The sequence below is a fragment of the Paenibacillus sp. sgz302191 genome (assembly GCF_057749925.1).
In genome coordinates, this window is sequence record NZ_JBYLHY010000036.1 from 47,836 (window position 1) to 65,942 (window position 18,107).

At 53.9% G+C, this 18,107-nt stretch carries 17 protein-coding genes and 1 pseudogene; 2 read left to right on the forward strand and 16 right to left on the reverse strand.

The features are described from left to right. Positions 1 to 5 precede the first annotated feature (5 nt). The 13 genes from AC3G2T_RS33220 to AC3G2T_RS33280 form a co-directional block, all read right to left on the reverse strand. A complete protein-coding gene (locus tag AC3G2T_RS33220) occupies positions 6 to 1,262 on the reverse strand; it encodes a TadA family conjugal transfer-associated ATPase (protein WP_474681717.1) in 1,257 nt (418 codons plus the stop codon). Continuing rightward, positions 1,259 to 2,365: a nucleotide-binding protein gene (locus AC3G2T_RS33225; RefSeq protein ID WP_474681718.1), complete on the reverse strand. Its 1,107-nt coding sequence runs from the start codon at positions 2,363 to 2,365 to the stop codon at positions 1,259 to 1,261. Before AC3G2T_RS33225 ends, AC3G2T_RS33220 begins: the two co-directional genes overlap by 4 nt. Positions 2,366 to 2,623: 258 nt before the next feature. Continuing rightward, positions 2,624 to 3,136, reverse strand: coding sequence for an acyl-CoA thioesterase (locus AC3G2T_RS33230; protein ID WP_474681719.1), 513 nt, complete (start codon positions 3,134 to 3,136; stop codon positions 2,624 to 2,626). 104 nt (positions 3,137 to 3,240) lie between these two features. Then, positions 3,241 to 4,839, reverse strand: coding sequence for a serine/threonine protein kinase (locus AC3G2T_RS33235; RefSeq protein WP_488438170.1), 1,599 nt, complete (start codon positions 4,837 to 4,839; stop codon positions 3,241 to 3,243). Between the two features lie 120 nt (positions 4,840 to 4,959). After that, positions 4,960 to 5,997: an SAM-dependent methyltransferase gene (locus AC3G2T_RS33240; protein ID WP_488438171.1), complete on the reverse strand. Its 1,038-nt coding sequence runs from the start codon at positions 5,995 to 5,997 to the stop codon at positions 4,960 to 4,962. Between the two features lie 11 nt (positions 5,998 to 6,008). Beyond that, positions 6,009 to 6,779, reverse strand: coding sequence for an ABC transporter ATP-binding protein (locus AC3G2T_RS33245; RefSeq protein WP_488438172.1), 771 nt, complete (start codon positions 6,777 to 6,779; stop codon positions 6,009 to 6,011). A 64-nt stretch (positions 6,780 to 6,843) separates the two neighbouring features. Beyond that, the gene (locus AC3G2T_RS33250; protein WP_488438173.1) at positions 6,844 to 7,182 is read right to left on the reverse strand and encodes a cyclic-phosphate processing receiver domain-containing protein; all 339 of its coding nucleotides are present in this window, start codon (positions 7,180 to 7,182) and stop codon (positions 6,844 to 6,846) included. A 33-nt stretch (positions 7,183 to 7,215) separates the two neighbouring features. Next, a complete protein-coding gene (locus tag AC3G2T_RS33255; protein ID WP_474681724.1) occupies positions 7,216 to 8,052 on the reverse strand; it encodes a deoxyribonuclease IV in 837 nt (278 codons plus the stop codon). Between the two features lie 15 nt (positions 8,053 to 8,067). After that, the gene (mutM, locus tag AC3G2T_RS33260) at positions 8,068 to 8,880 is read right to left on the reverse strand and encodes a bifunctional DNA-formamidopyrimidine glycosylase/DNA-(apurinic or apyrimidinic site) lyase (protein WP_488438174.1); all 813 of its coding nucleotides are present in this window, start codon (positions 8,878 to 8,880) and stop codon (positions 8,068 to 8,070) included. 97 nt (positions 8,881 to 8,977) lie between these two features. After that, entirely contained in the window at positions 8,978 to 10,411 is a 1,434-nt protein-coding gene (locus AC3G2T_RS33265; protein WP_488438175.1) for a ribonuclease H-like domain-containing protein, read from the reverse strand. A 78-nt stretch (positions 10,412 to 10,489) separates the two neighbouring features. Next, the gene (locus AC3G2T_RS33270; RefSeq protein WP_488438176.1) at positions 10,490 to 11,107 is read right to left on the reverse strand and encodes a LysE/ArgO family amino acid transporter; all 618 of its coding nucleotides are present in this window, start codon (positions 11,105 to 11,107) and stop codon (positions 10,490 to 10,492) included. A gap of 21 nt (positions 11,108 to 11,128) precedes the next feature. Further along, complete coding sequence (locus tag AC3G2T_RS33275; protein WP_488438180.1) at positions 11,129 to 13,375, reverse strand: DEAD/DEAH box helicase; 2,247 nt, start codon at positions 13,373 to 13,375, stop codon at positions 11,129 to 11,131. A 124-nt stretch (positions 13,376 to 13,499) separates the two neighbouring features. Further along, complete coding sequence (locus AC3G2T_RS33280; RefSeq protein WP_474681728.1) at positions 13,500 to 13,715, reverse strand: hypothetical protein; 216 nt, start codon at positions 13,713 to 13,715, stop codon at positions 13,500 to 13,502. Between the two features lie 233 nt (positions 13,716 to 13,948). On the opposite strand from AC3G2T_RS33280, the gene AC3G2T_RS33285 reads away from it, so the two are divergent. Further along, complete coding sequence (locus AC3G2T_RS33285) at positions 13,949 to 14,551, forward strand: nitroreductase family protein (RefSeq protein ID WP_488438177.1); 603 nt, start codon at positions 13,949 to 13,951, stop codon at positions 14,549 to 14,551. Positions 14,552 to 14,689: 138 nt separating this feature from the next. Here AC3G2T_RS33285 and AC3G2T_RS33290 read toward each other — a convergent pair whose 3' ends face one another. Genes AC3G2T_RS33290 through AC3G2T_RS33300 form a run of 3 tightly spaced genes read right to left on the reverse strand, consistent with a single transcriptional unit; the run spans position 14,690 to position 17,468 of the window. Then, on the reverse strand, positions 14,690 to 15,676 hold the full coding sequence (locus AC3G2T_RS33290; RefSeq protein ID WP_488438178.1) for a metal-dependent hydrolase: 987 nt from the start codon (positions 15,674 to 15,676) through the stop codon (positions 14,690 to 14,692). A gap of 24 nt (positions 15,677 to 15,700) precedes the next feature. Further along, positions 15,701 to 16,669, reverse strand: a complete 969-nt coding sequence (locus AC3G2T_RS33295; RefSeq protein ID WP_488438179.1) for a lysophospholipid acyltransferase family protein — start codon at positions 16,667 to 16,669, stop codon at positions 15,701 to 15,703. 28 nt (positions 16,670 to 16,697) lie between these two features. Next, positions 16,698 to 17,468, reverse strand: coding sequence for a GNAT family N-acetyltransferase (locus AC3G2T_RS33300; RefSeq protein ID WP_474681732.1), 771 nt, complete (start codon positions 17,466 to 17,468; stop codon positions 16,698 to 16,700). 512 nt (positions 17,469 to 17,980) lie between these two features. Between AC3G2T_RS33300 and AC3G2T_RS33305 the strand changes: the two are divergent. Further along, a pseudogene (locus AC3G2T_RS33305) lies at positions 17,981 to 18,107 on the forward strand (IS256 family transposase); the annotation flags it as partial.

Here is an 18,107-nt window from a genome sequence, read left to right on the forward strand (position 1 = left end):
AATGGTCAAATTACTTTCTCCTCTCTTTGCGAAAACCAGTCCGGCAGCCGTCTTCCCGCCATACGTATTTTGTGCATGTTGACAAGCGCATTGCCGGTATAGGCAAGCTTCCCGAGCACCTTACGTCCAGCCGTCTCTCCGGTCTCTTCAAAAACAAAAAGCGGATTCAGCTGCACTTCCCCGTTTTCAACGCCCAACACTTCGTGAATTTCCGTTACTTTACGGGTGCGGTCGCGAATTCTGCTCAAATGAATCATAATGTCCAGCGCCGAGGCGATCTGCTTGCGGACGACCTGGACGGGAAGCGAGGCGCCGCTAAGCACCATCGTCTCCAGCCGGCTTAACATATCCGCCGAAGAATTTGCATGGCCCGTCGAAAGACTGCCGTCATGTCCGGTATTCATGGCTTGCAGCATGTCCAAAGCCTCTGCGCCCCGCACTTCCCCGACGATAATGCGGTTGGGACGCATCCTGAGCGAGGAACGGATCAGATCCCGGATCGTAATCTCTCCTTTCCCCTCCGTATTGGCGTTTCTCGTCTCCAGACTAACCAGGTTCGGCACCGTCCGAATTTGCAGTTCTGCCGAATCTTCGATCGTAATGATGCGTTCGTCCGCCGGTATCCAGGCGCTCAATGCGTTCAGGAATGTCGTTTTGCCTGAACCGGTGCCGCCGCCGATAAACACATTGAAGCCCGATTCCACGATAACTTGCAAAAATTGCGCCGCTTCGGTGGAAATGCTGCCCAGCCGGATCAAATCTTCCATCGCCATCGCGCGCTCGGGAAATTTGCGGATCGTCAGGGCGGGGCCACTGAGCGAGGCAGGCGGAAGCACGACGTTGACGCGCGAGCCGTCCTGCAGTCGGGCATCCACGATAGGCGAGCTCTGGTTGACGATCCGGTTGACTTTAGCCACAATCGTTTGAATCAAGTCTTCCAGCTTTTCGGCGCTTTCGAATGCGTACGGATATCGCTCGACCGCTCCCCGGCGCTCGACAAAAATGCGTTCGTGCCCATTGACCATAATTTCCGTAACGCTGGCATCATCCATCAGCGGCTGCAAGACGTCAAGTCCCCGAAAGGAGTAAAAAATCCGCTCCACCGCTTCGCGAATTTCAGTCGATGTCCACTCTTGCTCTTTCGACGCCGCAAAAACGGTTTCTTCGATTAGCTCCAGCATTTGACGGTCTGTTACCGTATGAGTCAGGTCAAGCCGCTCCTTGATCTGCTGTTTCAAATCAGCGAACAAGGACAGGTTCATGAAGCCTCCGCTCCTCTGGACTCCGCGGGGTGCTTGCAGGCTTTTGCATACATGCCGTACACCTGCTCCGAAAACAGAACGGATTGCCACAGCTGCTCGGGCGACTGCAAGATTTTCCAATCGGGAATGTAGGGCAGCGCGCTGCTCGGATTAATTCCCAGCGATCCCATATCATTGACCTGTTTGCCCGTAAACTTATTGAGCACAAAATGCACCCGCCGGATAGTTCCGGCCAGCTTGCGGAAAGCCATCGTCTTATACAGGCCGTGCAAATCGTCCAGCACGATCCAGAACACTTCGCTGCTCAGTTCAAGCGCTTTTAACGTCCGGGGGTGAACCGACGTTTCCAGATCGATTACGATGCAATCATACTTCTGCAAAGCGGTGAGCGCTTCAATCAGCAGCCGCACATCTTCCCCGTTCATTTCCTGCATTTCGCGAATATGGTCCTGGGGAGCGATGTAGTCGAAGCCGAGCCGCGCATCCCGCGATTTGAGCAGCTCGAACTTCGGCCCGAGCAGTTCCGGGGAGCTTTTGACGTAGTAAAGCAGCTGCGAAAACTGCGGATCGTCTCCCTGCAGCCAGGCCGAAGCCGAACTTACCGATTCCAGGCTGAGATATAGAATGGCCTCACCGCGGTAAGACAACTGCTTGGCCAAGTGAATCGCCGTTACCGTTTTTCCGCTGTTTCCCGTGCCGGAAAAGACGGAAAGCACTTGCGTGCCTTTGCGTTCGCGCGATACCGCCGGGCGCTGCCGCTTTTCCCCATAAAAAGCAAGCAGTTGGCCCAATAATTGATGAAGAGCCTGATAACGGTAAAGAAATTGTACGTTAGCTTCCGCCTCCCTGGTCGTAGAGATCGTCTCGCTGAGAATGATCTTGCATAATCCCGTATCCCTGTCCGCCCAATGCGGATAGTACGACTCCGATAAGAGCAAAATGCCGTCTCCATGCGGTTCGCCAAGCAGTTCTTCGACCAGCTCCGGCTTTGAAAAAAGCTTCACCTCAAGCGTGCCCGCAAACACGGATGTGCGTACAAATTCGTCCAGCCGCTGGGCATAGGTCAAATCGTCGTCAAGAAAATAAAGCTGCGTCTTGCTCACAAAATCCCTCCCTGTCTAGGAAATCATCGAATCGAATACACGCCGCTGCCGATCAAAATCAGCCCGGCGGCGGCGAGCACGACCGCTAACCGGATACGGGCCTTATTCCCCATGCATCAACCTCCTGGACAAACAAAAAAGCACTCGCCGATCGGGGAGACAACATTGTCTCTCCAACCAGCGGTGCTTCCGCTTGTCACATGTAATTACCCAAATAATACCACATTCACCCGAAAAATCAACACTTTTCGATAAAATTTATTCCCACGGATATTTCATCGTGAAAAATCCGGCCAGCTTTTTGCTCTCTTCCCTGCGGATGCGGCGTATTTCCGCGCGATGCGGCGCCGATTCATGCAGCTTCGTCTCTTCTTCCGTCTCGGGCACGACAACGGGAACCGGAACCGGTTTCTTATTATCGTCGAGTGCAACGAATGTCAAAAAGGAAGTGGCGGCGATTTTGCGCTCCCCCGTTTTCAGATCTTCCGTCACGACCTTGACGAAAACTTCCATCGAGCTCGTACCCGTCCAGGTTACGAACGATTCCAGACATACCGAGTCCGACGGCTTAATCGGATACAGGAAATCCACGGAATCCGTAGACGCGGTAACGACGGAGCGCCGGCAATGCTTGTGGGCGGCGATCGAAGCGATATCGTCAATATAAGACATCAGCTTGCCGCCGAACAGCGTATTGTGATTGTTGACATCCGTCGGGAAAATTCGCGACGTTTTGAAGCATCTGGATTCTCTGGCATATCTTTGTTCCATGCTTGTTTCATCTCCTGCTTCTGGCTGATATGTAGATATCATACCACAATTCGTCGTGGAATAATTGGATTTATTCAATTCCAATGGCTCAGCCTTGAGGCCGGCTAACCGTGCTTTTTGAACCGTTTGAATATCGATTTGCCGGACTCCTGCGGATTCGGAAACCGGATGTCCGGGACGATCGAGCGAAGCAGCGGAGCCAGCGACTCCTGCAATTGCCGCAGCACACCAGGTTGATCCTGGATGCAATCGCCTTTCCAAACCGCCCGCATCACGTCCGCATAAGGCACTTCCGGGATCATGCCGCACGGTTGTTCGGGCAGCGAATCCAGCCATTCTTGATGCATGCGCTCTGAAGACCATTGCCGGTTGGCGATAAACCGCACGCACTTTCCCCGCTTGCGGTACGTTTCCAGCAGCTGCATATGCGCTTTGGTCCGGCTTCGATTCAGCTTGCCGGGCGAGGCGTCCAGCACAACGACAATTTCGTCCGCGCTGTGGCACAGCTCCTGAACAGACGGTTCGCCCCACTCGGCCGACACATCCCAAATGACGATCGGTTTTTTGATCGCATGGAGCAGTTTGAACGTATCGGCCGGATTCCAAGTCCCCCTCCTGCTTCCTTCGGGATCGCTCGGCACCCATGTCGTGCTGCCGTTCGTCCAGGCTCCGCGTGAACCGCTCTGCTGTCCGTCAGCGAGCGCTTCGGCGGCAAACACATAGCCCTTCGGCGCTTTGCGGTCGCCGTAAAGCAGCATGTACAAATCCGGTTCGATCGCCGGATGTTCCGCAAGGGCATGCGGGACACCGGCCGCGTTCAAGACCCGCGCGATGGAAACCGCCGCAAACGTCGAGCCTACGCCCGGGTACAAGCCTCCCACGACGATCAGTTTGTCCGCGACCGCAGGTGCGGATGTTTTAGAACTTCTTACGCTCTCACGGTTCGCAGCGCGATCGATGTCGGAGCCAAGCGCCTGCAGCCTGCGTTTGACCTCCATCGCCGACTGGCAGCGCCCATCGGGCCGCTCGTTCAGCAGCAGCTCGACTGTATCCGAAAGCAGCGGCGGCACATCGGACCGCATTTGACTTAGCGGCAGCTGCTTGAGATAGGCGTACTGCCCCCCTGAGAGCAAATAGTACATCATCGCGCCAAGCGTAAACAAATCGGAGCGCGCATCCGTCTGCTTGCCGAGAAACTGCTCCGGAGCCGCAAAGCCGATCGTGCCGATCTGCATCGTGTCCGCCTGCTGCCCCTGCGTAAAATGCCGGGCGATCCCAAAATCGATCAGCCGCACCTGCTCCTGTTCGCCCAGCATCACATTGGCCGGCTTCAGGTCGCGGTAAATGATCGGTCTCGGCTGAAACGTATGCAAATAATGAAACAAATCGCAAAGCTGCATCGCGATACCGACAACTGCGGTTACAGGCACATGGCGATGCCGCTCCTCGAACCAATGCTGCAAAGTCGGACCCGGCACGTAATCCATCACCAAATAAGCACCGCCATCGTCCGCGGAAAAGTAATCCACAAGCTGCGGGAGCTGCGGATGATGCAGCTGCGCGAGCATTTCGGCCTCCTCCAGAAAGGACTCCATGTCGATGCAAGAAGCCAAGCATTCCTTAACCGCCCATTTTTTGCCCTTTAACTTCAAATCTTCCGCCAAATATACGTGTCCCATCCCGCCTTGGCCCAGCAAGGACACAATTCTGTATCTTCCCCCTATGCTTTCTCCAATCGATTTCGGTTTTTGACCTGCGATAATGAAACCGCCCCCTTATCAAGTAACAATCACCTTGATTATAAGAGGGCGGCATGCAAAAATCTACAATTTTTGTAAGTACAGCGTCAATTCTTCCCGGTTATGAAACAGCTGCTTCGCTTTAATGAGATGCAGAGCGGGTTCGAACATGTGCATAAGCTCGCGGATCGTTTGGAACGGCTTCTTGTGCATCAACTTGACGGTAATGATCGCCGTGCCTCCGCTTTGCAGCGCATAAAGCAAATCGGCTACAAGCCGTCCCATCTGGCGCGGGCTCCAGCTCATATCGCAGACGAGCAAATCGAACTCATCGTGGCGCAGCTTGACGTCTCCCGCATTTTTTTTATGAATGGTCAGCATCGGGTTGCCTTGCAAATTAGGGTGCATGCTGGCCGGATCGATCGCCGTCACGCGCAAGCCTCGTTCGAGCAGCAAAGAAGTCCACCCGCCCGGTGCGGCGCCGATATCCAGAGCGGCCCTGGCATAGCTGAAATCAATCCCGAAGCGCTGCTCCGCTTCAAGCAGTTTAAACTTGGCGCGGGAAATTTGATCCTCTTCCTTCTGAAAGCGAATCGCGCCGCCCGACCAATCGGACAAATTGTCCTCAGGCTTCGATATGCCGGCAAACAGCTTGCTTGCGCCCACGTAGACGGACACGATCCTGTCCGCTTGTCTGACGACCGGCTCGCATTGCAAACCGCTTGCAAGCACATCGTCTAACGCCGCTTTAACGGCAAAAGGCGCGTAAGGAACGTCTGCCCGCTCCTCTTTTCGCACTTGTACGGCGACCTTCTGTCCGGCCTCTGTTAGCCCGGCGTCGGAAGCTTGTCCCAACCACCGGCGAAGATTGTCCAAATCGGCATCGGAACGGGTCAAATCCCATTCCTGATGGACAGGCTGCACATGGCGAAGAAAGATCGGCTCCCGCTCCCCGATCGTCGCCAGCACTTCCCGCCAATCTCCTGCCATTTCAAATAAAAATACCTCTGTCGGCACCAAAAGCGCGAACTTGGCGGCAGGAAACAACCGGCGAATCTCTTCCTGCGCGTATTGGGCAAACCCGTGATTTGACGTGCCTATAAATTTTGCTGATGTTGTCATAGCCGCATCCTTTATCTATCGGTTACTTTAATCCAGGGCCGCTGGCGGAACCATTCCAGTTCAAGCTTGACCCCGAAAGCCTGGTACAAATGGTCGGGCGTGAGCACATCTTCCTTGCGGCCGGCAGCGATCAGCTTGCCTTGCTCGATCAGGGCCACATGCGTGAACAGCGGAATAATTTCCTCAATATGATGCGTCACGTACACGACGGCGATGTCCTGTTTGCTCAGATCGTTAATATCTTCGAGCAACCGTTCCCTTTCGTACAAATCCAGCCCTGCCGCAGGTTCGTCCATAATGAGAATAGAAGGAGTCATCATCAAAGACCTTGCCAGCATCACTTTCTTGCGCTCGCCCTGCGACAGCGTACCCAGCGGCTGGTCGGCCAAATGTGGAATTCGTACGCGTTCCAGCATTTGAAGCGCCCGCTCCTTCACCTCTTGTGGAATATCCTGGTAAAAGCGCAAAAAAGCATATTCGCCTGTAGCGACAACCTCCCAAACCGGGTCGGCCAAGTTCAGCTTTTCAAACAGCGATTGGCTGATGTAACCGATCCGTTTGCGCACTTCCCTGACATCGCATTGGCCATAAACGTTGCCAAGCACTTCCACTCTGCCGCTGCCCGGAAATTCGTAGCCGTTCATCATTTCCAGCAGCGTCGTTTTGCCGGAGCCGTTGCGGCCCAGCAGCACCCAATGCTCGCCTTTGTTCATATGAATGTTGACATCTTGCAAAATATGCCGTTCCTGCCGAATAAAATGAATGTTGGATAAATGAATCATTGCGTGTTTGTTCCTTTCTAACCGTACTCCGAATGTGGTCAGGCCAAATGCCGCGGCGTACTTGTCATGCTTCCAGAGCTATTCTGGCAAGCAGTTCTTCGGGAATTTTGGACGGATGAACCTGCGCGGATTCCGGTTTGGCCATGTACAAAATTTGATACATTCTGGCACCCGCCGACAAGCTCGACGTATGAATATAAATGTGCCGGGGAAATTTCCGGTGCTGAACGATCCAATGAGCGACATCCATCCCCGTTTGCTTGCTTCCCCAGCCCAAGTCATGATCCAACGACAAAATGCCGACTTCGCATTCCTCCAGCAGCATGATGCATTCTTCCGCGTTTTTAGCCAAAGTAAAGCCTTTCGGGCATGGACGCATGTCGTCCAAGTATACGTGAATCAACCGGATTTCCCCCTTTCCGCCGCTCCCGGCAATTTATAATCCGATCCCGGCCAACGCTTTCACATGAGCGATTTCATGACGATGCGTGCCTTCAGCCGAAACAGCGGTTTCAAGCACGACCGGAATGTGCCGGACATATCGGGAGGCGAGAAACTGCCTCATATGGACGTCGCCGATATAGCCCCTGCCGATATTGGCATGGCGGTCCCGCCGGGAACCGAACGGATGAACCGAATCGTTCAAATGCACAGCCCCCAGATGCTGAAAATAGTCCAATTGTTCGCCTTTGGTTTCTACCTCGCGCCAATTGTCTCCCCGCCAAAGCCCGCTGGCAAAAGCGTGGCAAGTATCGAGGCAAAATCCGATTTTCTCCGGCTGGTCGCACAGCCTGCGAACTTGAACCATTTCTTCCAATGTCAGCCCGAGCTGCGCTCCTTCTCCGGCTTGATTTTCCAGAAGGATCAGCGACTTGCCGTGAAATTGCCTAGTGGCGCTATTCAAACATTGTATAATATTTTTGTATCCTTGTAACGGGTCTTTGCCCGGATATTTGCCAAAATGAACCACAAGCCCCACGGAGCCGCACGCATCCGTAATTTCCAGTCCGTTGACGAGCAGCCTCACCATCCCTTCGCGGTTCTCCGTCTCGGCGGCAGGATTGAGCGGATACGGGGCATGGCCTATCGATAATAAACCGTGCTCCCGGCTAAATAAAGCGCAAGCTTCCGTGTCCTTGGCATTCGGCGTCTTGGTCGACAGGCTGCGCGGATTCATCGGAAAATATTGAAAAGCGCCGGCTCCAAGCAAAACCGCCGTCTTGGCCGCGCCCAAATAGCCCCCTCTTGTGCTGACGTGCGAACCGATGTGCAACGTTGAACCGCTCCTTCACTTTTGGCAGTTTGGACAATAAAAACATTTGCGCGAGGACAACTGTATGCGGACAAGCGGATAACCGCAGCGGACGCACGGCTCCCCTTCCCGGTCGTATACCCGGCACATGCTGTCAAACTGCCCCGTCAAGCGGTCTCCTGTATACAGCGGAACATCCATATAGCCGCCGAAGCGGGTCGCCTCCGAGAGCACGGACAGCATCGACTCAAACAAGCGCGCCAGCTCGTTAGCTGTCAAAGAAGCCGCTTTGCGGGCAGGCAATAAGCCGGCGAAAAAGCAAATTTCGTCGGAATAACAGTTTCCGATACCGGAAAGCACCGATTGATCGGTCAAAGCGACCTTCAAGCTTATGTTTTTTGCGCGCAAAATGCGTTGAAACCGCTCGAGCGTAAACCCCGGGTCCAGCGGTTCAGGCCCCAGCTTGGCGAGCAGCGCCGCTGCTTCTTCGGCACGGCCGTGAAGATGCAGGTATCCGAGGCGCAGCCCGATAAAATATAAGTTCCGGCTGCCGAACGCAATCTCAACCTGGGCGGTCCGGTCGGGCTTCTCCTCTTTCGCGCCGAAAAACATGGAGCCGCCCAGCATCAGATGAAGCAGCAGCACATGGCCGGAATCGAGATGAAAGAGCAGATGCTTGGCCCTGCGCTCGACCCGCCCGATGCGATTCCCGGTCACAACCGACGCGAACAGCTCGGGCTCCACATTGAGCGACTTCGGGCGCTCAACCGTCACACCGGTCATTTCCTTCCCTTGAATGAGCGGCATTAACAGCCGGCGGTACGTTTCCATTTCCGGCAGCTCAGGCATTCTTCCACTTCCTCGCTGTTTTTTACCTTGTATGTCCAAAACAGCGGCAAAGTAAACAGACGTGCCGGCGCGAATCGGAAGTGGAAGCATCCGCCGGCTAGATCAGCCCTTCGCTGGCATAAACCGGCTTTAACCGGCGTGTTTTGCGCGGCTTTCCGCGCGCCGGAGCAGGTTTGCCCGGCGTATCCGGCGACGCGTGAAGCTGCGCCTTTTGCTGCTTTTCCCGAAGCCGCTTCAGTCTGCGCTCAAGCGCTTCCTCCAACTCCGCGCTTCCCTTGTCGCTGCGTTGCAGCGAACGGCGCCGCCACAGCTTGGCCCATGCCTCTTCCGCGTAGAAGAGCGCCTGGCCGTAATCTTTTGCCTTATGCTCATAAAACATCGCTAGCTCCAGATAAGGCTCCATCTGCAAGGATAGACCGGAGCTTTTCGATGCGATCCAGTGTTTCCAGAGCGCAACCGATCGCTCGTAGGCGCCTTTTTTCTTGTAAAAGGCCGCCAACAGCAGCATCGCTGACAACCGGTCCGTTTGCCGCTCTGCGGAGGCGGTACGTTCTTCTGCGGGAGCGGCATCTTCCGCCAATCGGGCGAACAGCTCGTCCAGTACCAACCCGGCCAGATCGGGCCGGCCCATCTTCTCCAGCCACAGGCCCGTTCTGTAAATTTCTTCCAGTTCCATGTCGTGGGGTAAAGTTCCGCAAGCCGCATGTTCATCGCCTTCGAGATGCCAGGCCGTCCCGCCGAGCAGCTTGCCAAAATGAATCGCAAGCGCCGCCAACGTGACGATGTCGTGCTCATTATGGATAAATACGCCTTGCAGCACGGCCGGATCTTTTTCGGCCAAATATTGAAAATAATAGACAGGCGCCATCGATCCGGGAACATCGTCGACCCGTTCGAAGCCAAGCCGGCTCTCCTCGACTTTGCTAAGCCGGCAGGAGGGCAGCGTATTCCGCCACAGGCTGCGCGAAGGATACAGCAAATCAAGCTGCAGCATGGCGGAATCGTCGTATTTCAGCCTGTTCAGTACGAAGCGGTTGGTCAAAATCGGCCAATCGAACGTGCGGCCGTTGTAAGAAACGATGTGCGTAAAGCGGCCGAACAGCTCCTGCAGGTAGACGAGCATCGCGTGCTCTTCCGCAGGGTTTCGAATCAGGAGCTGCTCGACGACGAACAGCTCCTGTTCATAGTAGCCGATGCCGACGAGAAACGGCACGTTCCCCGCGCCGACGCCGAGCCCGGTCGTCTCCGTATCGAAGAAGAGCAGCTCTTCGATACGGAGTTCGGCGCAGGCGGCGCCGTGAAAACAGGACAGCTCCCGCACGCAACCGGCCAGCTCTCGCAGCCGGTACTTGCCGTGGACGCTGTCCGCGCCGTAAACGCGGCGCCGCATCACAAACGAGCCAGCCGGGCTCGTTTCGACATGGGCGCCGAGCGCCGCCCATTCGCCGCCCGCCTCCGGCGCGGGCGGCGGTGCCGCAGCGGCCGCCTCGGATTTCCGCAGGCGGCCCAGCTTTTCCCGGAGCCCGCTCATCGGGCTCCGCCTTCCGGCAGCGCCGACGCGCGCCCTGCCGCCATCAACCTCTCGAACGTTAACCGGTACGAGCTCATATCAAGTTCCTCCTTTTAAAAGGGAAACAAAATAAACCGCTGTCCCCCACATTATGATGGCAGAAGCTTTATTTAGCATCAGAATAAACTTTCCGGATTTATCCAATCTCCCCGCCTGCCTGCCCACGATGGCAAGGGTAAAGAACCAAATCCATGACACCGCTATGCAGGAAAGGGTGAATACTATTTTTTCCATTCCCGTGAAGGATATCGAGCTTGTACCAATTACACCTACGGTATCCAGGATTGCATGCGGATTTAATAACGAAACCGATGCGGCAAAGGCTATTTGTTTTTTGGGAGACCATGCATGCTCTTGAGCAAGGCTGTCGTTTGGTTTATTTTTCCAAGTGACGAACCCCATATAAGCTAAAAATACGATTCCCGCCAAAAACAAGATCAGTTTGACAGCCGGCACGGCGATGATAATGACGGATACGCCCAAGACAGCCAATGAAATGAGGGCGGTATCGCAAAGCGATGCCGTAATAATGACCGGCAAAGCCCGAATGAATCTCGGTTGAGTCGCACCCTGATTAAAAACGAATACATTTTGAACGCCTAAAGGCAGGATGAGACCGAATGACAGCAAAATGCCTTGAATAGCTGCAGTAAGCACGATGATTTCTCCTATCTCTAATCAGATGCCCCCCAGCAATTCGATGCTTTTTTGTTTCGCGTTTGAGCCTTCTATTTCCGTACCTATACAGGACGGGCACCCGTCTTCGCAGGGGCATCTGCGAATTAAATTTGTTGCTGCGGCTTTGATTTCGTCGAAGCGCCTGTACACATCTTCGGCAAGTCCGATGCCGCCCGGATAGTGGTCATAGATGAAGATCGTGGGCAGTTGCGTATGCTCCGCCCTAATTTGTGAAGCTACGTGAATGTCGCTGCGGTCACACATGACATGGATTGGAACTATATGCCTCAACACATTGGAAATTCCTAACAGCAATTGTTCCAGTGTTTTCACTCCCAAAGCCGGGTCCGCTTTACTTAACTCTATCCAGGTTGCGCTGGTGTGCAGCTCTTCTTCGGGCAGGTTGATCGGGCCGTATCCGATATTTTCAAAACTCGTCAAGCGGATTTTCTTAAATAAAGTCGGCATGGCATTGACTCGAACGTCTCCGTAATGAAGCGATGTCGTTCGCCTGTTTTCCGTCCTGTCAATTTCCAATACCATAAGCTTAACCGCCAGGTTTGCGTCCGTATAATATTCCACGTCGACTTCCCGTACGTAAGCCTTCTTATGCTCCCAGTCCAGCTTCTCAACTTGAAACTGCACCCCTTCGTGCAGATAAATAGCTTCGTCATGCAAAAGGGTCATCGCGCTGAACCTGTCCATTTCTCCAATAATTTTCACATTGGCCGTATCCGACTGGTCGATAATGACTACATTTTCCTGCGCGGCCGAACGCAGACTCACTTCGCTTGCCGGAAAAGACTGATTCGCCCAGAAAAAAGTGTCCCCTGACTGGTGCAGCACTCTTTCCTCAACCAGGTACTCCAATATATCCTCGATCTCCAAAGGGCCGAATTCCTCCCCCTTTTTCAAGGGAAGCTCATAGGCGGCGCAGCGCAAATGATCGACAAGAATGATTAAATTTTCCGGGTTTATTCTTGCCGATTCCGGGGAACGGTCAAAGAAATATTCGGGATTTCGGACAATGTACTGGTCTATGGGCGTGTTGCCGGCTACCATAATGATCAGGGCTTCCCCATGCCGCCTGCCGGCCCGTCCTGCCTGCTGCCATGTGCTGGCTACGCTTCCGGGATACCCCGTCATCACGCAAACCTGCAGCTGTCCGATATCTACGCCCAACTCCAAAGCATTCGTGCTTACTACGCCTAAAATTTCCCCGTTCCTTAATCCCCTTTCAATTTCCCGGCGCTGACTCGGCAAGTAGCCGCCACGATAGCCCCTGATGGATTTGGGGCCGATTTTATTTTTAACCAGTTCCTGTATATGACTTAAAATGATTTCAACCCGCACCCGGCTCCGTGCAAAAATGATCGTCTGAATTTTATTGGATAAAAATTCCATGGCCAATTGGTTTACTTCCGCGGTGGAACTTTTCCGGATGTTCAAGGCCTTATTCACAAGCGGCGGGTTATAGAAAGCGAAATGCTTCCTTCCCCTTGGCGCGCCGTTATCGTCTATGAGCCGCATAGGCTTCCCTATAAGCTGTTCGGCTAATTGTTTCGGGTTCGCTATAGTGGCGGAAGTACAGATGAACCGGGGATTGCTGCCGTAAAACCGGCAAATTCGCAGCAGTCTGCGTATAACATTCGCTACATGGCTGCCGAACACGCCCCTGTACGTGTGCAGCTCGTCAATGATTATGTATTTCAGATTGCTGAATAAGCTTACCCATTTCGTATGATGGGGAAGTATCGCAGCGTGCAGCATATCAGGGTTCGTAATGACGATATGCCCGACGCTTCGCACAAGCTGTCTGATCGCCGGGGAGGTGTCGCCGTCATAGGTAAAACTTTTAATGTCGATCCCCATCTCGGCGATGATTTCGTTTAATTCGCTTTTTTGGTCTTGCGCCAGCGCCTTCGTCGGAAACAAGTAAAGCGCCCGGCTGCCGTCGTCTTCGGCAATCGCTTGCAGTACAGGAAGGTTATAGCAAAGCGTTTTGCCTGAAGCTGTCGGGGTGACGGCGACAATATTGTCGCCTTTGCGTACGGTCTCATAAGCCGTGTGCTGGTGGGTGTATAACTGTTCAATCCCTCTTTTGGCCAATGCGGCTCTGATTCTGGGGTCTACGCTTTCAGGCATTACCCGGGTCTTTGCTTCCTGCGGCTCGATTTCCTGCCAATTCACTATATTTTCATTGCTTTTCAACTCTTGTATGAAATCCGAAAGGATTTTTTTTCGCAACATCTTTATCACCACTCCGCATAGAACGACTGTTCCCCTATTATAAACGTTCCGTACAAAATAAAAAAGCCCCAAGAAAAAGGGCTTCGGCATATGCGTTCGCACATCAATAAATAATTTCGTTCTATAGCAAATCGGACGAATCGTCGTAATCGTACCGGACCCCGTCGCGGACGATGGACGGTCTGCGCTCATCCGGCGCCAAAGCCTGTTTGACGTTCTCCTGCAGCTTGACCAGAACCTCGCGATATTCGTTTGCGCGGCTGTCGCCTTCCTCATGCTTGATCGCAGCGCGCAGCGCTCTTTCTATAATCAGAATATCATGACTTGTAAAATCCATAGCAGGCCGCCTCCTTTAATTTGCGCCAGAGTAAAAGCGATACTTGATCGCCGGAATTCGCGCTGCCCCGCGCCGGACTCCCGCCGATTCAATAGGGACGCACATTCCAGCATTGCCTTTTCCCTGTCAAATCATACTATTTTTTGCCGGTTTCCCGCTGCAATAGCGATTATTCGCAATATTGTCACTATTCGGCTACAATAAAAGAATCAAAAAATAGGGAGGAAACTGACATGTCTACGTCTTTGCCGCAAGAAATCGAGGTTCATCGGCAGCCCGATCACGAAATCAATCCGCAATTTCTGACCCGGTGGTCACCGCGGTCTTTTGAGGAACGGGAAGTGCCCGAGGAAGTTTTGCTGAGCCTTTTTGAAGCGGCGCGCTGGGCTCCGTCCGGCGGCAACTTGCAGCCATGGCGCTTTATAGTCGCGAGCGCTCCGGAGGAACGCGCCAAATTCCATGCTTTTATCGTTCCTGCCAACCGGGAATGGTGCGAAAAAGCGCCCGTTCTGGCCGTCGTCATCTCGCATACGAAAACGGCAAGCGGCAACACGAACACGTCCCACGCTTTTGACGCCGGCGCCGCCTGGGGCTATCTCGCTTTGGAGGCCGCGAATCAAGGGCTTATTACGCATGCCATGGGCGGGTTCGATAAACAGCAAGCTCGCACTGCCCTGCAGGTGCCTGACGATTACGAGCTGCACGCCGTCATTGCTATCGGTTATCGCGGCCCTGCGGAAGCTTTGGCCGACAAATTCCGCGAACGGGAAGTGCCTTCCGGACGCCGCCAGATGGCTGAGCTGCTCTATAACGGCGAATTCGGAACCGCCCGCTAGACCGATGCTGACATACATATGACGCGCTATTGACGCGCTGTGCCAAGAAGCCCCTTTATGCTTACCCGGTGAGCTTGAAGGGGCTTTTGGCTTTAAATGTGCAAACAGCCCTGCCCTCTAGGGGCAAGGCTTGATATTTCACACATATGGCGGGTCCCATGCCTTCTTGTTCCAGCCGAGCGTATGGCTCACGACGTTCATGTCGCGGTCCAGCTTCACGTCCACCCCAAAGGGCAGCTTCCGGTTGTGCCAAAAGCGCACATCACGCCACTGCACCTCGTAGCCGTCCTGCTGCTCTTTCCAGCATACGTGGACGCGCTGCGCGAAGTGCAAAAACGCCCGGACCCCGTCGGTCCCCATCGTCGCCTGCACAATCGGGTGCCGGTCGTCCTGTTTACCGTCCGATTTGCTGTACACTTCTTCGATCTGAACCTCACCGTACACAATGTTGCCAAGGTAAAAGCAATCGTCCCGCTCAAGCACGAATTGCCAGCGGAACCAGTGCAGCCCCGGAATGACATGGCAGACGCCGTCGCTGTTCAGGGCGCTTTTCACCCGTTCCATCAAAACTTTGTGATGCCAATACCGAATGGCGATATATGCAAACGTTGTGCCGTATATCCACGCGAACACAGTCCCCGCGCTCATCCCGTCGAACAAACCGACGAGCCACAGCACCGCGCCGGCCGCATGAATGCCGAACAGAAAAGGTTCGTAAAGGCAAAGGGTGTCAAGGTGGAACCATTTTTTCGAGAACGGCCGCAAACATTGAACGCCGTACACATTGAACAAATCGAGCGCCACATGCAGCAGGACAGCGGCAAACGTCCACAAATAGAGGCTGGCGACATGATCCCATACGCCGAATATTGCGGCAATCGGCAACCCGAGCGCAAGCGGCCACAGCACCAATGCCGGCAGCGAATGCGTAACCCCCCTGTGAATGCGGACGTAGCTGGAATATCCTTTCAGGCGGGCCACCGTGTCAAAATCGGGGGCATGCGAGCCAATCAGCGTACCCGCCATAATCGCATGAGCGAGCGCCGGTTCATGAGCGACCGCAGGCTCCAGGCAAGCAAGTCCTGCAAGTGTGAGACCAAACAACAAGTGACTTCCCGTATCCATGTAACTCCCACCTGCCCTTTTGTGTTAGCTTGCTCCGGCCGTCATTGAGGGCGAAGCCGCCGCCGTTTGTGTCCCGCTGACGGATTCCTCTTCAAGCCCGTGCCGTTTTGTCAGCCATCGTTCGTCGGCGTTGAACCAGTAAAACCATTCCGAAGGCTGCTTCCGGATGACCTGCTCCATCCAGTCGTTCAACTTCTGATTTGCCTCGGTACGTTGAGACTTGCCGAATTGCTCATGCAGATGGATCGGCTCTTCAAATACGAGCCGGTGCTTGAAAGCACCCTCGCGGTAACCGTAAAACGGCACGAGCGGCACTTTGTTCTCGATCGCCAGCATCGCCGCCCCTTCCGGCGTACGCGTCTCCCTGCCGAAAAACTTGGAAACGGGGAAATTCGGCCGCCAAAAGTCGCCGAGAATAAAGACGACTCCTCCGGCGGCGAGATGTTTTTTCAACGCGCGGTACAGTTCCAACGGCGGCGTGCTATCGTAATCCAGTCCTTCGCAGCCGAGCGATTGAAACCTCAAATACAGCGGAAGCAGCTCCGGACTTCCCGCAGAAGCGATCGTCAGACACCGGTAACGGCGGCTCAAATACCAGTAATAGTAAAAAAAGTTGCCCAAGTGCGGCGTGTATACAATCAAGCCCGTATCCTTTTTCAAATGTTCCTCGCCCTGCACGGTAAAGCGCTCTGCCCCGGTTTTCTCCAACCTGTACGAGTCCAGCAAAATCTCATACAAAGTAAGTGCAAGGTTGTAAAAATACGTTTTGCTCATGCGGCGGACAGAAGCGCTGTCGGCCAGCGGCCCCAGCATGTCGTCCATATTCCGTTCGATTCGCTGGCGCACGCCTTCTTTGGAAGCGAGCCCATACATCCCTCTGCCGATTAGCCAAAGCATCGCCGCAGTCAGTTTTTCGGGAATGATTCCCAAAACCAGCGCCGCCCGGCGAAGCGCCCGATCGTTCTCCGTCAGCTTGCCTATCCACTCATACACCGCAGCGGTCCCTCCAATGCCGTAAAATTTACGGGTTCAAAAAGTGGCGCTTATATCTTCTCGTCACACGGTCCTTTTGCAAAATAATGAAGAAATCGACGGTTTGAAACAGTTCGTCGAAAGCCGGCTCCCCGCCGATCTCGGCGCCGAGCCATTGATAGCCCTTCATCAGCGGCGGCAGCTTGCGGAACACTTCCTTCTCGTCGCAGCCCGATTCCAGCACCGTTAAACCGGATATTTTGTGGGTTGGCAGCGGCTCAATGCCGAAGCGGTCGGTGATGATTTGCTTTTGCCGCAGCATCGTGTAGATCAGGTTCAAATCTTCAAGGCTGTTCATGCGAACGCTTGCGCAGCCGATCAAGTACGAGTAGTTGCGCTCTGTGATATAGGCGGCAATGCCTTCCCAGAGCATTTGAATCGCTTTTCCTCCGCGGTATTCGGGCGCGATACAGCTTCGCCCAAGCTCAAGCGTTTGGGTCTTGAAGGCTTCGAACCGCTGCAAATCGAACTCCGTTTCCGAGTAAAAACCGTCGTGGCGTACGGCGCGGTCCCCCGGAAGCATGCGATACGTGCCGACGACTCTCTCCGAATCCAAATCTTTTACAATTAAATGGTCGCAAAAAGTGTCATACGCATCTTGTTCCAGGCCGTTCTCGTTCATCAAACGCAGGTTTTTCTCTTCTTCTACAAATACCTGGTACCTTAAACGCATGGCCTGTTCCACGTCCTCTGCGCATGTGGCTAAGCTTACGGAGAGTCTGGCTTGCTGCGGCGCCGTATTCAGCAGCGGTTGATTCATGACGGGCACGCCCTTTCCAAGGGAGAATGATTGCTACTTCAAAAGTATCAAAGGACTATTAAGCCATCATTTTCGCGCTGTTAAGGTTTTGTAATGTTTAGGGGCGTGCACAAAAAAACAGAACCCCGGGGGAGCCCTGCCTTATTACAGCAAAATATTCGCGCCTCCAGCGCTTCAACCAAATCGTGCAGGAATAATCGGCCAAGATGGGTCCGATTTCCACATTGCAGCGAAATACCTGCAGTTTTCAGGCTGACCAGAGGAACCCCATACGCCAGAGCCGAACGCACAATCTGCCTGGTAGCGCGAAGAAAACCTGCAAAAGTGCAGTTTTTGCTCGATTGATGCGCTTGCTGCGAAAAATTCCTGCAATTGTGCAGGCTTTTCGTCGCGAAAATAGGCTCAGAGATGGCGTACAATAGTTTGTGTACCAAGATCTGGAGTCTTCCAGACAGCAAAAAAGTAGGGTATTCTCGGGATGTCAAAGTCACCAAGAAAGGAACCCTACTCATATGGCAACTATAACAGAAAACATGCTCTCAGACCTAATGGAAAATGTTGTTAGCGCCCTCGTGAAAGAAAAGCTCGAGCTCATTATGAAAGAAGAGATCCGTAACTTTTTAGAAGTCGAGCAAGAAG